Annotated in this window: 11 protein-coding genes and 1 other annotated feature; of the genes, 1 reads left to right on the top strand and 10 read right to left on the bottom strand. The window is 35.8% G+C overall.

The window, feature by feature from the left end:
- Positions 1-11: 11 nt before the first annotated feature.
- From RYL55_RS02765 to RYL55_RS02750, 4 genes are all read right to left on the bottom strand, one after another.
- Positions 12-1,181: an amidohydrolase gene (locus RYL55_RS02765; protein WP_315007066.1), complete on the bottom strand. Its 1,170-nt coding sequence runs from the start codon at positions 1,179-1,181 to the stop codon at positions 12-14.
- 100 nt (positions 1,182-1,281) lie between these two features.
- Positions 1,282-2,142 carry a MetQ/NlpA family ABC transporter substrate-binding protein gene (locus tag RYL55_RS02760; RefSeq protein ID WP_315007064.1) on the bottom strand — a complete coding sequence of 287 codons (861 nt, stop codon included), beginning with the start codon at positions 2,140-2,142 and terminating at the stop codon, positions 1,282-1,284.
- 206 nt (positions 2,143-2,348) lie between these two features.
- A complete protein-coding gene (locus RYL55_RS02755) occupies positions 2,349-3,026 on the bottom strand; it encodes a methionine ABC transporter permease (RefSeq protein ID WP_315007063.1) in 678 nt (225 codons plus the stop codon).
- 1 nt (position 3,027) lies between these two features.
- The gene (locus tag RYL55_RS02750) at positions 3,028-4,074 is read right to left on the bottom strand and encodes an ATP-binding cassette domain-containing protein (RefSeq protein ID WP_315007060.1); all 1,047 of its coding nucleotides are present in this window, start codon (positions 4,072-4,074) and stop codon (positions 3,028-3,030) included.
- A 53-nt stretch (positions 4,075-4,127) separates the two neighbouring features.
- Positions 4,128-4,361 (bottom strand) — a binding site (T-box leader).
- Between the two features lie 140 nt (positions 4,362-4,501).
- Here RYL55_RS02750 and tehB point away from each other — a divergent pair.
- Positions 4,502-5,362: an SAM-dependent methyltransferase TehB gene (gene tehB, locus RYL55_RS02745; RefSeq protein ID WP_315007059.1), complete on the top strand. Its 861-nt coding sequence runs from the start codon at positions 4,502-4,504 to the stop codon at positions 5,360-5,362.
- Between the two features lie 158 nt (positions 5,363-5,520).
- Here tehB and RYL55_RS02740 read toward each other — a convergent pair whose 3' ends face one another.
- From RYL55_RS02740 to RYL55_RS02715, 6 genes are all read right to left on the bottom strand, one after another.
- Positions 5,521-6,321: a class I SAM-dependent methyltransferase gene (locus RYL55_RS02740; protein WP_315007056.1), complete on the bottom strand. Its 801-nt coding sequence runs from the start codon at positions 6,319-6,321 to the stop codon at positions 5,521-5,523.
- Between the two features lie 145 nt (positions 6,322-6,466).
- The gene (gene deoC / locus RYL55_RS02735) at positions 6,467-7,138 is read right to left on the bottom strand and encodes a deoxyribose-phosphate aldolase (RefSeq protein ID WP_315007054.1); all 672 of its coding nucleotides are present in this window, start codon (positions 7,136-7,138) and stop codon (positions 6,467-6,469) included.
- Positions 7,139-7,152: 14 nt separating this feature from the next.
- Positions 7,153-7,932: a uridine phosphorylase gene (gene udp / locus RYL55_RS02730; RefSeq protein ID WP_315007052.1), complete on the bottom strand. Its 780-nt coding sequence runs from the start codon at positions 7,930-7,932 to the stop codon at positions 7,153-7,155.
- 437 nt (positions 7,933-8,369) lie between these two features.
- Entirely contained in the window at positions 8,370-12,032 is a 3,663-nt protein-coding gene (rpoC, locus tag RYL55_RS02725) for a DNA-directed RNA polymerase subunit beta' (RefSeq protein WP_315007050.1), read from the bottom strand.
- 52 nt (positions 12,033-12,084) lie between these two features.
- Positions 12,085-15,726: a DNA-directed RNA polymerase subunit beta gene (gene rpoB, locus RYL55_RS02720; protein WP_315007048.1), complete on the bottom strand. Its 3,642-nt coding sequence runs from the start codon at positions 15,724-15,726 to the stop codon at positions 12,085-12,087.
- A 508-nt stretch (positions 15,727-16,234) separates the two neighbouring features.
- Positions 16,235-16,981: an alpha/beta hydrolase gene (locus tag RYL55_RS02715; protein ID WP_315007114.1), complete on the bottom strand. Its 747-nt coding sequence runs from the start codon at positions 16,979-16,981 to the stop codon at positions 16,235-16,237.
- Positions 16,982-16,994: the final 13 nt, after the last annotated feature.

Below are 16,994 nucleotides of genomic sequence, written 5' to 3'. Positions count from 1 at the left end.
TTGTTCTACTTCTAATTTGCTAAACGATTTAAAATATAACTTACTTCTAATTCCACTCCAATTGGTAAAACAGCCTCATCAATATCAAATTTTTCATGATGATGACCATAAGCTGTTTCTACACTTGATTGACTTCCTAAAAGTCCATATACTCCTGGTTTTCCAACTAAATAATCTGCAAAATCATCCGCACCCATTGTTAATTCATATTTGGTAATAATATTATTAATCGAATCAATGGATTGAGCAACTGTTTGAAATTTCTCTGCTAATTCATGAGTATTAATCACTGGAGCCGCTGCATCATACCAATCAATTTCTACCTCACAACGATGTGTAGCCGCAATTCCTTGTGCAATTCTTGTTACTGCTTCTTTTAAATGAGCTCTTGTAGTATGACTAAAGGCGCGAATTGTCCCTTCTAATAAAGCATCATTCGCGACAATATTATAACGTGTACCTGCATATAATTTTCCTACACCTACTACTGCTCTATCTCCTGGATCCACTTCACGACTAACAATTGTTTGCAGCGCAACAACGATTTCGCTAGCTGTCACTAATGCATCATGCCCTAAATGAGGACGACCTACGTGCGAACTTTTTCCTTTAACGTTAATTTTAAAAATATCACAAGAGGCATTCACAGGTCCGCCTTGAACTGCAAATGAACCTAATGGTAATCCTGAATTCACATGAATAGCAAAACTTTCATCAATTGAATCAATTTTTCCTGAAGCTACAAATTGTTTTGCACCTGCTCCAATTTCTTCAGCTGGTTGAAAAGCAATATACACTGTTCCTGCAAATGTATCTTTAATACTATTTAATACTTTTGCTGTCCCTAATCCCATTGCTATGTGAGCATCATGACCACATGCATGATTTAATCCTTCATTTTTCGAAGAATACGATTTATTCGTACAATCTGGTAATTCTAAGGCATCAATATCTGCACGAAGAAGAATTGTTTTCCCTTCTCCTTTTTCTCCTTTAATAATAGCTAATGTTCCTGTATCTGCAATTTTTTCAAACGGAATATTTAATGTTGTTAATTCTTCTTGAATTTTTTCTGCTGTTTTATATTCTTTTAAACTAGCTTCAGGATGTTCGTGAAAATGTCTTCTTAAGACTACTAACTCTTCTTTTAGGGCAAATGCTTTTTCTTTAATCGTACTCATTAAAATTCCTTCTTTCTATTGTAATAAAGAGGCATGACGAGCATGCCTCTTAGGAGATAAATGATGATAAAATAAATAGTTCAATAATCTAATTAATCGATTATTTTAAAGAAGCTTTTTCCCAAACTGGTACGTTTGCACCTTTTGAAACTTCTTCAATTTTCTTAGCTGTTTCTGGTGATTGGTAGTATTTAACGATTGTTTTGTAAACTTCGTTATTTTCGTTACCTTCTTTAGCAGCAATAACATTGTAATATGGTTGTGATGAATCTGTGATTTCTTCGATAAAGATTGAATCTTTTGTTGGTTGGAATCCTGCTTCAACTGCGAAACCATTGTTGATTAATGAAGCTGCCACATCGTCTAAAGCACGAGCTGTTTGTCCAGCTGGTAATTCTTTAATATTAATTTTCTTAGGATTTTCTACAATATCATCTTTAGTTGCTAATGTGTTATTTACATCTTTTAATTTGATTACGCCAGCTGCGTGTAGTAAGCGTAATGCACGAGAGTTGTTAGAAGTATCTTCTGGGATTGCAATTGTATCGCCATCTTTTAACTCGCTAACGTTTTTAATTTTTTTAGAGTACACACCCATTGGAGCAATTACTGTATATCCAATTGGTTTGATATGAGTATTTTGTTCTTTGTTGAAACGTTCTAAGTAAATAATTGTTTGGAATGAGTTTAAGTCAACATCTCCATTTTCTAATGCTTGGTTTGGTTGTACATAGTCTGTAAATTCTACTAATTCAACATTGATGTTTTCTTTTTCTTTTAAGCGTTTAATAACGTCATCCCATACATCATGGTTTCCTGCGTTTACCCCTAATTTAACTGTTTTTGCTTCTTTTTTAGCATCTGCTGCTTGGTTTGAGTTTGAAGAAGTTTGTGCAGCTTGTCCACATGCTGCTAATGTTAATCCTGCTAATGCTGTTACAAATAATTTTTTAATGTTCATATATAATTTCCTCTTTCTTGTTTTAAAATTTTATTCTAATCGAGTCGCTCCAGTGATTCGTTTCAGAACGCTCGGCCTTGTATCTTGTTTTAATTGAACTCGACCTCACTGAAATGACATCCACTTCACGCCACCCCCACGCCACTACGATGCTTTATGTGCGTCGCTCCAGTGATTCATTTCAGAACGCTCGGTCTTGTATCTTGTTATTTCGTGGCTCTTTTTTCTAGGAAGTCGCCGACTGCTTGGCTGATAAATACGATAATCAACATAATAATTGTCGCAACTACGATGACATCCCCTTGGAACCGATTATATCCTCTTGAAATTGCTAAGTTCCCGATCCCTCCAGCTCCAAACGCGCCAGCCATTGTTGTTAAACCAATTAAGCTGATTGTTGTTAAAGAAGAAGCACGAATCAAACTTGGCAATCCTTCTTTTAAGTACACTCGGAAAATAATTTCTAATGGTGTACATCCCATCGCTACCGAAGCTTCAATCACTCCTCTATCTACCTCTAAAAGCGCTAATTGCACTTGTCGTGAGAAGAATGGAACAGTTGCAATCACTAGTGGTACAATTGCCCCCGGAATTCCAATTGTTGTTCCAACAATAAGTCTTGTTAATGGGATTAATAACATTGCTAAAATGATAAATGGAATCGAACGGAATAAGTTCACTACTTTATCTAATACAGCGTATAACACTTTATTTTCTAAAATATTTCCTTCTCGAGTAACGACTAACACGACTCCTAAGGCAATCCCTAACACTCCAGCAATCAGTCCTGTAATTCCAACCATTAATAATGTATCAATTGTACTTTTAATGATTTCTTGTGTTACACGTGCATCAATATTTGGAAACCATTGGTGTAAGTTCATCTTACTCAACCTCCTTTGGCTCATCTAAAATTTCTGTTTGAACACCCGATTGATGAATATGTTCTAGAGCTCTTTTAATATTTTCAGCTTCACCAGATAATCCTACTAGTAAAGTTCCAACTGCTGTTTCTTGAATAACTTCAACATTGGCAAATAAAATATTCGCTGCTACTTGGAATTGAGTTGATAATTTCGTAATTAATGGTTCTCCAGTTGAAGCACCGACAAATGAAATTTTTGCAAGAACATCTCCTGGATTTAAGTTTAGTAAATGTTCATGTTGTAGAACTGTTTCAATTCCTTTATTGATATGTGTAGCTGTATCAATAAAATCTTTTGTTAACGATTTTTGTGGATTTGTAAAGATTTCTAATACTGATCCTTGCTCAATAATTAGTCCTTGTTCCATTACAGCAACTTTATTACAAATCTCTTTTACAACTTGCATTTCGTGAGTAATAATTACGATTGTAATGCCTAATTGTTCATTTACTTTTTTCAAAAGTTCTAAAATAGATTCAGTTGTTTTAGGGTCTAATGCACTTGTTGCTTCGTCACATAGTAGTACATCTGGATCATTAGCTAATGCTCTTGCAATCGCAACTCTTTGTTTTTGCCCACCAGATAATTGTCTTGGGTAGCTAGTAATCTTATCTTCCAATCCTACTAAGTGTAGCAATGACTCAACTTTTTGCTTAATTTCCGCTTTAGATAATCCTGAACGTTTTAATGGAAAGGCAACATTTTCAAATACCGATAAAGTATTCATCAAGTTAAAATGTTGGAAAATCATTCCTATTTTTTTACGAGCATCTCTTAATTGAGCTTCTTTAAGACTTGTTAACTCTACTCCTGAAACGATTACTGTTCCATTTGTTGGTCTTTGTAATAAATTAATGGTACGTACTAATGTACTTTTTCCAGCACCACTGTATCCGATAATGCCATAAATATCTCCATCTTCAATAGTAATATTTACTTGCTTTACAGCTTCGACCGTTTTACCTGATTGCTGAAATGTTACATCAATATTTTTTAATTCAATCATTTGTTTCTCCTTTCAAGCAAATAAAAAGCCCGCTCTTTGGTCTTACTCACCAACCAAAGGACGAGTTCTCTCGTGTTACCACCTTTATTCATAGCATTTTCACAAATCCTATCTCTGTCAGTTAATCTTTCTAACTGATAAGCTGTATCGGGCTTTCCCGTAATCGTCTCATGATTCAACGATTAGCACTCAAAGGCCATCTTCAAAGTTTCAACTATTATCTCTTTTCAGCAAACCGAGACTCTCTAAAATAGATTCACTTTTACTCTCCTTGTCACAGTGCCGTTATGACTATGAAACTAGAATACCAGCAAAGTCTGTTCCAGTCAATTTCTAGATTCCTATCACTTATTATAATTTTTACCTATACCCTTTTTCTTGCATATTCCAATAGTTTTCCCTACAATAAACTTACGAGGTGATATACATGAATAATTTAATTTCTTATAAAAAAATGCCACTATGGACGTTGGACACTTTACCCGAACCTTTTAAAAAAATGCATAATACAAAGGTTGGAACTTGGGCGCAACTTCATATTTTAAAAGGCGAAATTACGTTTGAATTTTTAAATGAAGATGGTAGTGTCATTGATACTGTACAATTAAATGCGACTACTCCTATTCCACTAGTTGAACCACAACAGTGGCATCGAATTGCAGGAACAAGTGACGATATCAAATGTTATTTAGAGTTTTTCTGTAAAAAAGAAGATTATTTTGCCAAAAAATATGGCTATACAAAGACTCACTCCGAAGTATTAGCTGCTCAGCCTCTTATTCCAAAAGGACGAGTTCTTGACTTAGGAAGTGGAGAAGGTCGTAATAGTTTATACCTTGCTTCTTTAGGATACGATGTTACTTCACTTGATTGGAATATTTCAAGCTTACAAAAATTACAAGAAGTAGCTACTCAAGAAGGACTTTCACTTGAAATTGAACCGTATGATATTGAATCTGCAGATATTCCTGGAGGTCAATATAATTGGATTATCTCTACAGTTGTCTTGATGTTTTTACACGAAGAAGTGATTTCAGATGTTATTGAAAATATGCAATCACACACAGCTCCTGGTGGATATAATCTAATTGTTGCTGCTATGTCTACTGAAGATACACCTTGTCCTTTGAATTTTCCATTTACATTCAAAGAAGGTGAATTACTAGAATATTATGCCGGTTGGGAAATTTTAAAATATAATGAAGACTTTGGTGAACTCCACAAAACAGACGAAAACGGCAATCGTCTTCGATTCAGATTTGCGACATTATTAGCGAAGAAAGGGTAAGTTGGGACGCCTATGTTCTTAGAATTAACCGATTCTGTAGAACTTGCCAGAGTTGAAGAAAAGATTAGTAAAAAAATGGAAATTTGAGCTTATAGTCTCAAATTTCCATTTTATGTTTCTTACTACTATAAATATCATATTATATTTCTAAATACATACTATCTAGAAATTCTCATCTTTATTAAGATAGCGGCTTTTTGAATAAACGGGATAAATGAAACGATACGATGTACTACTTTCCATCGGTTTGGATATTGTGCCATTGTATAATCTAAACTCAATAATTCTGCATGTTTACCAAACAAATCATACAACTCCTCTTGAGAAGAAAGTCCCCAATGCATTTTAACCCCTTGTTCTCTAAATTCTTTTTGTTTATTTTTAGTAGCAACCATATGATGTTGTAACGTATCGAAATAACATTCATATTGATGAAATTCTCTTTCTAATCTTAAAGCTAATTCCTTAATATCATTTGTATTAAAGTACATTAACACGCCTTCAATAATGAATAAGTAGTCTCCTTTTGGATATTGTTCTTTAACAATTTGAATCCATTTATCATCTAATATTGAGTCAGCAATCATCTGTGAAGTAGCTGTTTCTTCAAAAAACTCTTGTCTTAATGTAATGACATCTAAAAAGTCTACATTAAAAAATGGAATATCTTCTGCTCCAATTCTTCCTTGCCTATCATCTAAACCACAACCTAATTGAACGATGACTGGATGTTCATGACTCTCAATAAAATTCTTGCAGCAATCATCAAAATATTTCGTTCTTAAACAAACTCCAATTCGATCAAAAAAAGAAACCTTTACCATTGATGGAACTTGCTTCATCATTTCTTCGGCTTTTTGATCAATAAACAACCGATTCTTTTGCGAACCTTCTAAAGCTTTTGCTTGTAGTGTCATTAGCATCGTTTTAGAAACTTTATTTTCAAATAATTCTCCCATTCTATCAACTCCTATTTTTAGGTATACCTAAACTTTATCTCATTCTACTCTTTTCTTTTTTTATTTTCAATCCCCTTATAACACAAAAAATCCTGCAAGTAATTTCTTACTCACAGGATTTAACCTACATTCTTTGATTAAATTTCTAATAGCTATTTTCTTCAACTGCTTGATTTTTAACGATTTTTACAATACGGCTTGTACCTAAACGGCTAGCACCTAATGAGATGAATTTTTCTGCATCTTCTAAGCTTGAAATTCCACCTGCAGCTTTGATTTTCACTGAAGGACCTACATGTTCTTTCATTAAAGCTACTGCTTCAAATGTAGCTCCACCTGTTGAAAATCCAGTTGATGTTTTAATATACTCTGCTCCTGCACAAGTCACTACTTTACATAATCCAATCAATTCTTCTGTTGTTAATAAACAAATCTCTACGATTACTTTCAAGATTCTTCCTTGGCAAGCTTCATGAATTTGACGAATTTCTTCTTCTACTAAGTCAAAGCGTTTATTTTTTACATCCGTAATATTGATGACCATATCGATTTCACTTGCTCCATTGGCAATGGCATCTTTTGTTTCAAAAACTTTTACACTTGTTGTTGAATAGCCATTAGGGAATCCAATAACCGTACAAATCGGTAATTTACCTTTCACATACTCTGTTGCTTGTTTTACATAGCTTGCAGGAATACAAGCTGAAGCTGTTTCATAATGAATCGCATCATCTAAAATTTGTTGAATTTCTTTCCACGTAGCATTTTGTGTTAATAAGGTATGATCAACAGTTGCTAAAATTTCTTTTAATTCCATGTGATTCACCTTCCTTATGCTTTTTGACGATCTTGTGCAATTAAGTTACGTAATGCTTGAACAGCAACTGTAATCGCTGCTTCTGTATCATGAACAATTGGATTTTCTAATCCAGCTGCATTTCTTTCTTGGTTTCCTACTACTAAAAATGTTGAGCCAACTCTTACACCTAAATGGCTTGCTACTACAAATAAAGCTGCTGATTCCATTTCTGAAGCTTTTACTCCTAGACGTTTCCAAGCTTCCCATTTTTGTTGTAATTCATAGCTAACTGGCATTACTTCTGGTTCATGTTGTCCATAAAATGAATCTTTACATTGAACAATACCAGCGTGAGTTGTATAGTCTAATGTTTTCCCTGCTTGTAATAATGCTGTAACGACATCGTAGTTTGCAACTGCTGGAAATTCGATTGGCGCATATTCACGAGTTGTTCCTTCAGTACGAATTGCACCTGTAGCAATCACAATATCGCCACCTTTTACATCGATATCAATTCCGCCGCAAGTTCCTACACGAACGAATGTATCTGCACCACTTCTCACTAATTCTTCTAAAGCGATAGAAGCGGATGGGCCACCAATCCCTGTTGAAGTTACACTAACTTTTTCTCCATCTAAGTATCCTGTATATGTTACATATTCACGGTTATCTGCTACTAATTTTGCATCTTCAAAGTGTTCAGCAATTTTCGCACAACGTTTCGGATCTCCTGGTAAAATAACGTATTTACCTACATCTCCTTTACGAATGTTTAAATGATATTGTAATCCTTCTTCTGAATAATTTTGCATCTCTCTTCCTCCTTATAGGTATCATTTGAATACCTTAACTGTAAGATTATACCATAATTTTATACTTTTTGAAAACGTTCGCTAAAAAAATCAAAAAGAAAAGACTTCCTATAGTAGTATGCGTAAAAGTAGCCACAAAAGTGGCTACTTTTACTAGGAAATTTTGAGACTCTAGGCTCAAAATTTAGCAATGAGACTCGCTTCGCGAGGCTGCTTGCGTCCTTTACTACTATTCTAAGGAAGTCTAATTCCTTACGTTCTCTCATAAATTCACGTCCAACAGAAAAGACTTCCTATAGTAGTGTGCGTAAAAGCAGCCACTTTTGTGGCTACTTTTACTAGGAAATTTTGAGACCTTAGGCTCAAAATTTAGCAATGAGACCGAAGGTCTGCTTGCGTCCTATACTACTATTCTAAGGAAGTCTAGTTCTATTTTATTAAGCTTCTGTTGTTTCTTCCACTGTTCCTTCAGTTACAATTCCTTCCGCTAACTCTTCAGTAGCCTCAACGAATTCTTCTGTTTGAACTGGTGTAGAAGTGCTTGTTTCCATATTACGGTAACGAGCCATACCTGTACCAGCAGGAATAATCTTACCAATGATAACATTTTCCTTAAGTCCAAGTAAGTGGTCTTTCTTACCACGAATAGATGCGTCTGTTAACACACGAGTAGTTTCTTGGAATGAAGCTGCAGATAAGAAACTGTTTGTTTCTAATGAAGCTTTTGTAATACCAAGTAATACTGGACGTGCAGTCGCTGGAACTTCACCATTCATAATTGCAGAACGGTTACGTTCAGTAAAGTCTGCGATATCTAACAATGTTCCTGGTAAAATTTCAGTTGAACCTGGATCCATTACACGAACTTTACGCAACATTTGACGAACCATTACCTCAACGTGTTTATCGCCGATTTCTACCCCTTGCATACGGTATACTTTTTGTACTTCACGTAATAAGTAGTTTTCTACTGATAATACATCACGAACACGTAATAATTCTTTTGGATCGATAGAACCTGATGTTAATGGTTCACCACGATGGATTGTTTGTCCTTCTTCAACATTTAAGCGAGCTGTAAATGGAACAGTATACGTACGAGTATCTGTTGCACCTTTAATTGTGATTTCTTTCGTACGGCTTCCTGCATTTTCATCAATCGATACAACTTCACCTGTTACTTCTGTAATCGTTGCTCCCCCTTTAGGATTACGAGCTTCGAAGATTTCTTGGATACGAGGTAAACCTTGAGTAATATCATCTCCGGCTACCCCACCGGTATGGAAGGTACGCATTGTTAACTGAGTACCAGGTTCCCCGATAGATTGAGCGGCAATTGTACCAACTGCTTCCCCAACTTCTACTTCTGAACCTGTTGCTAAGTTACGTCCATAACAATGTTTACATACACCATGTTTCGTATCACATGTAAATGCAGAACGGATTGTTACTTCTTCAATACCAGCATCCATAATTTTACGAGCAATATCTTCTGTAATTAATTCATTGTGACCAACAAATACTTCTCCAGTTACTGGATCTTTTACAGAACGTTGAGCATAACGTCCAATCATACGTTCTTCTAATGTTTCAATCATTTCATTTCCTTCACGGATAGCTGAAATTGTTAAACCACGATCAGAACCACAGTCTGTTTCACGGATAATAACGTCTTGCGCTACGTCTACTAAACGACGAGTTAAGTAACCTGAGTCGGCTGTCTTCAAGGCTGTATCCGTCATCCCTTTACGGGCACCGTGTGTTGATAAGAACATCTCCATAACCGTTAAACCTTCACGGAAGTTTGATGTTACTGGTAATTCCATAATCTTACCATTCGGGGCTGCCATCAATCCACGCATCCCCGCTAACTGTGTAAAGTTAGAGATGTTACCACGGGCTCCAGAGTCACTCATCATGAAGATCGGGTTACGAGAACCAAGTGTTTTTGTTAATGCACTTTGAATTTCATCTTTTGCAGCATTCCATGTTTCAATAACACGTTCATATCTTTCGTCATCTGTAATCAAACCACGACGGAATAATTTAGAAATTTCATCAACTTGATTGTGTGCATCTGAAAGAATTTCTTTTTTATTTCCTGCAACAGAAATATCTGCAATCCCTACTGTTAAACCAGCACGAGTTGAATATTTATATCCTAAGTCTTTCATACGGTCTAACATCATTGATGTTTCTGTAATGTGGAAACGTTTGAAGACTTCCGCAATAATTTGACCTAAGTTTTTCTTCTTGAATGGTAAAACGATTGGTCGTTTTTCAATTTCTTCCTTAATATTTGAACCTGGTTCTAAGAAGTATTTATCTGGAGTAGCTACTTCTAAGTTTTCCATTGATGGTTCATTTAAGTAAGGGAATTCGTCAGGCATAATTTCATTGAATAATAATTTACCAACTGTAGTTACTAACATGCGTTCTTTTTGCCATTCTGTAAATGGTTTATGAGGAAGCGCACTTGCGTGAATTGCAATACGGCTGTGTAAATGAACATATCCATTTTGGTATGCTAACATTGCTTCGTTCATGTCTTTGAAGTACATACCTTCTCCAACACGACCTTCTTGTTCTAATGTTAAGTAATAGTTTCCTAAAACCATATCTTGAGATGGAGTAACTACTGGTTTTCCATCTTTAGGGTTTAAGATATTTTGTGCCGCTAACATTAATAAACGAGCTTCTGCTTGAGCTTCTTGTGAAAGTGGCACGTGAACCGCCATTTGGTCTCCGTCGAAGTCGGCATTGTAGGCCTCACACACTAATGGGTGAAGACGGATTGCACGACCTTCTACTAGAGTTGGTTCGAATGCTTGAATCCCTAATCTGTGAAGAGTAGGTGCTCGGTTTAATAGAACTGGGTGTTCACGAATCACTTCTTCTAAAACTGCCCAAATATCATCGTCTAAACGTTCAATTTTACGTTTTGCACTCTTAATATTTCCAGCAATTTCACGTTCTACTAATTCTTTCATTACGAATGGTTTGAATAATTCAATCGCCATTTCTTTTGGTAAACCACATTGATACATCTTCAAGTTTGGTCCTACTACGATTACAGAACGTCCTGAGTAGTCTACACGTTTACCAAGTAAGTTTTGACGGAAACGACCTTGTTTCCCTTTAAGCATATGACTTAATGATTTCAATGGACGGTTACCTGGTCCTGTTACTGGACGACCACGACGACCATTATCGATTAAAGCATCTACCGCTTCTTGTAACATACGTTTTTCATTTTGAACGATGATACGTGGAGCATTTAATTCTAATAAACGTTTCAAACGATTATTACGGTTAATTACACGACGGTATAAATCATTTAAGTCACTTGTTGCAAAACGTCCACCTTCTAATTGAACCATTGGACGTAAATCTGGTGGAATAACTGGAATAACATCCATTACCATCCAACCAGGTTTATTTCCTGATTCACGGAAAGCATCTAAAATATCTAAACGACGGATTGCACGAGTACGTTTTTGTCCTTGAGCTGTTTTTAGCTCTTCTTTTAATTCTGCAATTTCTGCTTCTAAGTCAACATTGTTTAATAATTCTTGAACAGCTTCAGCACCCATTGCTGCGTGGAAACGAGTTCCGAATTCCATACGTTTTTCACGGTATTCACGTTCACTTAATAATTGTTTTTTCATCAATGTTGTGTCACCAGCATCGATAACAACATAGCTTGCAAAATAAATAATTTCTTCCAACGCACGAGGACTCATGTCTAACACAAGTCCCATACGGCTAGGAATTCCTTTAAAGTACCAAACATGTGATACTGGAGCTGCTAATTCGATATGTCCCATACGTTCACGACGAACTTTTGAGCGAGTTACTTCAACGCCACAGCGATCACACACTTTTCCTTTATTGTTAATTTTCTTTAATTTACCACATGAACATTCTAAATCTTTAGTTGGTCCAAAAATCTTTTCACAATATAGACCATCACGTTCTGGTTTCAAAGTACGATAGTTGATTGTTTCTGGTTTAGTTACTTCACCATATGACCATTCACGAATCTTATCAGGAGACGCTAAACCAATTTGCATACTTTCAAAATTATTTACATCTATCAAGGGGCCAACCTCCCTCTTCTTTGGAATTGCCCTACGATTCCAATAGTTATTCTTAGTCTAAAGTTACATCTGTATCTTCTGATTCTTGAATTTCTTCAATTTCTTCTACTGTTGTTTCTTCAACTTCTACTTTATCTGAAGAAAGTTCAGCAATACGGTCAGAATATTCATTTAAAATACGTTTCTTTTCACTCATTTTTTCAACATCATTGAAATTCATACGAGCGTCATCATCCATGTCTTCTAACTTAATTTCTTCATCATTTTCATCTAGTACTTTCATATCAAGACCTAATGCTTGTAATTCTTTTACTAATACGCGGAATGATTCAGGTACACCTGGTTTAGAAATTTGTTGACCTTTCACGATTGATTCGTAAGTTTTCACACGACCAACAACGTCATCTGATTTGTATGTCAAGATTTCTTGTAATGTGTATGCAGCACCATATGCTTCTAGCGCCCATACCTCCATTTCTCCGAAACGTTGTCCACCAAATTGAGCTTTTCCTCCAAGAGGTTGTTGAGTTACTAATGAGTATGGTCCAATTGAACGAGCGTGAAGTTTGTCATCAACCATGTGGGCAAGTTTAATCATGTACATTACCCCTACTGATACACGGTTATCGAATGGTTCCCCTGTACGTCCATCATATAAAATTGTTTTCGCATCACGAGCCATACCTGCTTCTGCAACTGTTCCCCAAACATCTTCATCTTGAGCACCATCAAATACTGGTGTTGCGACGTAAATGCCTAATTCACGAGCTGCCATCCCTAAGTGTAACTCTAATACTTGTCCAATGTTCATACGTGATGGTACCCCTAATGGGTTTAACATGATGTCAACTGGTGTTCCATCTGGTAAGAATGGCATATCTTCTTCCGGCATAATACGAGAAACTACCCCTTTATTACCGTGACGTCCGGCCATCTTATCCCCTTCATTGATTTTACGTTTTTGAACAATGTATACACGAACTAATTTGTTTACTCCAGGCGCTAATTCATCACCAGCTGCACGAGTGAACACACGTACATCACGAACGATACCGCCGCCGCCATGAGGAACACGTAATGAAGTATCACGTACTTCACGAGCTTTTTCACCGAAGATAGCATGTAATAAACGTTCTTCTGGTGATTGTTCTGTTAATCCTTTAGGAGTAACTTTACCAACTAAGATATCCCCATCTTTAACTTCCGCACCAATACGGATAATTCCGTTTTCGTCAAGGTTTTTCAATGCATCTTCCCCAACGTTTGGAATTTCACGGGTAATTTCTTCTGGTCCTAATTTTGTATCACGAGCTTCTGAATCATAGTCATCAATATGGATTGAAGTATATACGTCATCTTTTACAAGACGTTCGCTCATGATAACCGCATCCTCATAGTTGTATCCTTCCCAAGTCATGAATGCAACTAGAACGTTTTGTCCTAATGCTAATTCACCTTGTTCCATTGAAGGACCATCTGCTAAGATTTCTCCAACTTCTACTTTGTCTCCTTTTGAAACGATTGGACGTTGGTTATAACACATACCAGCATTTGAACCATGGAATTTAGTAATATTATATTGGTCTAATGAACCATCTGCAGTACGTACACGTACTTGATTTGCATCAACAAATTCTACGATACCTTCACGTTTACATAGTAAAGCTACCCCAGAGTCATGTGCTGTTACATATTCCATACCAGTACCAATAAATGGTGCTTTTGGATTTAATAACGGAACTGCTTGACGTTGCATGTTGGCACCCATTAACGCACGGTTTGAGTCGTCGTTTTCTAAGAACGGGATACATGCTGTCGCAACAGCAACTACTTGTTTTGGAGACACGTCCATGTAGTCTACACGTTCTACAGGAACTTCTAAGTTTTCTGATACGTAACGAGCCATTACTACATCATTTACGAAGCTTCCATCTTCATTTAATGGTGAGTTTGCTTGCGCTACTACATAGCGGTCTTCTTCATCTGCTGTTAAGTAATCAATCTTATCGGTTACTTTATGAGTTTTCCAGTCTACACGACGGTATGGAGTTTCAACAAATCCATATTTATTAATTTTAGCGTATGATGATAAACTGTTAATCAACCCGATGTTTGGTCCCTCAGGAGTTTCAATCGGACACATACGACCATAGTGAGAATAGTGTACGTCACGAACTTCATATCCGGCACGGTCACGAGTCAAACCACCAGGTCCTAAGGCTGATAGACGACGTTTGTGTGTTAATTCTCCTAATGGGTTTGTTTGGTCCATGAATTGAGATAATTGAGATGAACCAAAGAATTCTTTAATTGCTGCTACTACAGGACGAATATTTACTAATTGTTGTGGTGTTACTGTCGCTATATCTTGAATAGACATACGTTCACGAACCACACGTTCCATACGAGATAAACCAATACGGAATTGGTTTTGTAATAATTCACCAACTGAACGAATACGACGGTTTCCTAAGTGGTCGATATCGTCTGTTGAGCCGATTCCTTCATATAAGTTTAAGAAGTAGCTGATTGTAGCTAAAACATCAGCTGCTGTTACGCATTTAATTTCATCTGGAATATTCGCATTTCCGATTACTTTAATAATACGTTCAGGGTCTTGTGGTGAATACACTTGAACGGATTGAATCGTTACAGGCTCTTGGATAACCCCTTCACTTGAAGGATATAATGTAAATAAGTTTGCTCCTGCTTCTAATGCTTGAGCTACTTTTTCCATAATTTCTTTTTCAAGAACTGTTCCTGCTTCAACAACGATTTCTCCAGTTTCAGGATGTACGATGTTTTCAGCAACTGTTTGATTTAATAAACGTGTTTTTAAGTTTAATTTTTTATTTACTTTATAACGACCTACTGCCGCAAAATCATAACGACGTGGATCAAAGAAACGAGCTGTTAATAAGTTACGTGAACTTTCAGCTGTCTTTGGTTCTCCTGGACGTAGACGGTCATAAATGTCTTTTAAGGCTTCTTCTGTACGTGATTCATCCATACGTTTATGAACATCTTTATCTAATGTTAAACGTAATGTTTCACTTTCACCGAAGATTTCTAAAATTGTGTCATCTGATTCAAAACCTAATGCACGAACAAGTACAGTTAATGGAATTTTACGAGTACGGTCAATACGTACATATGAAATGTCTTTCGAATCTGATTCGTATTCTAACCATGCACCACGGTTAGGAATTAATGTTGCGCCATATAAGGCTTTACCATTTTTATCTGGGCGGTCATGGAAGTATGAACCTGGTGAACGTACTAATTGAGATACAATAACACGTTCTGCACCATTAATGATAAATGTACCCATTTCTGTCATTAATGGGAAATCTCCAAAGAAGACTTCTTGGTCTTTTACTTCTCCAGTTTCTTTGTTCACTAAACGCATTTTCACATAAATTGGTGCTGCATAATTTGCGTCGTGATTTCTTGCTTCAGCAAGATTATATTTTGGAGCATGTAATTCATAATCTAAGAATTCTAATGATAAATTACCTGTATGGTCTTCGATTGGTGAGATGTCTTTAAACATTTCACGAATCCCTTCATCTAAGAACCATTGGTAAGAATCAGTTTGAATTTCAATTAGATTTGGTAATTCTAATACTTCACTGATTCGTGCATAACTTCTACGCACACGGTGTTTACCGTATTTCACATCATGATGTGCCAACTCTTCCACCCCTATATCGTAATTTTATGAATAAATATTACAAATTTATTACATTGTTAAATTTTCGTAACAAATGCTGCCTGTAAGTCGTTTTAGAACAAAAAAAAACCAAAAGAACTTCTTTATCCCTTATTAAAAAGAGTGCTCATTCTTTTGTTTCTCCTTATATTCACGGGATTTCTGGACAATATTTCAGTTTCCCGCAAGACTATAGTTACACTTATTGCGTTACATTATTTTAGCGTGAAATTAGCGATTTGTCAAGGTTTTGAGAGACTTTCTTCGCATGTTTATAAGAAAGTGCATACATTTTTTACGTAATAAAAGAAAGCAAAAAATACTTTTTGTTTGCGAGGTTGCCAGTAGCCTCGCTTGCGAGTCTCTTGGCTACAAAAAGATTTTTCTGCTTTCTTTTATATTGTATTTGCTTTTTTTTCACTGATAATACTTTTTAAACAAAATTTATGAGAAGTCGACAAACCTAGGAACTATTATATAACTTCATAGTTTAGTTATTATAATGAACATCGTTTTCCAAAAATGGATTAACCAAATTCATCCACTCCAAAGGCAGATAAGCCGATAGATAACCGTGGTTATATCCTTTCGCTTCATATACAGTACAATTAGGATGCATTTTTTGAAACAGCTTAGCCGATTCCTTAACGCAACCCATTTCTTTTTCACCATAAATATATAGAACCTGTGATTTACTTTCTGTAATAGAATTTTTAAGCCTATATTCTCCCATATATGTTTGATACATAGTCACCAATGTTTTAATCGGAATCCTTGGCATATCCTCCATATAATAGCCTTCTATTTCTTCCGAATAAGCCATATTGGGATACATTTTTTTCATTAAACTCAACTGAATTTTACTTGCATATTTGCTAAACATAAGTTTTCCGAATAATTTTACAATAATTGTACTAACTCTTGCCAGCTTTGGCTGAGGAATACATATACTACCGTCTATTATTGCTTTCTGAGCTATATCACTATTTAGTGATAATAACTCAATAGCAATTTGACCTCCCAAAGAAACACCACCCACAGCAAACAATTTTCCATCACAATTATTTTTTATATAGTTCATAATTTGCTGTGCGGAATTTTCAGTTGAAATATACTCTTTTTGATATTCTTCTCCGTGACCATTAAGTGTTGGTAATATCACATGATATTTGTCGGATAATATACGAGCTTGCCGAGAGGCTGGGCAAAAAGTCTCAAAAATAGAAGAAAGCACTATAAAATTCTGAAAC

It is taken from the genome of uncultured Granulicatella sp. (assembly GCF_963515615.1).
Taxonomy (GTDB): Bacteria; Bacillota; Bacilli; order Lactobacillales; family Aerococcaceae; genus Granulicatella.
Note: the sequence above shows the minus strand (reverse complement) of the source record. Positions and strands in the feature narration are given on the sequence as shown.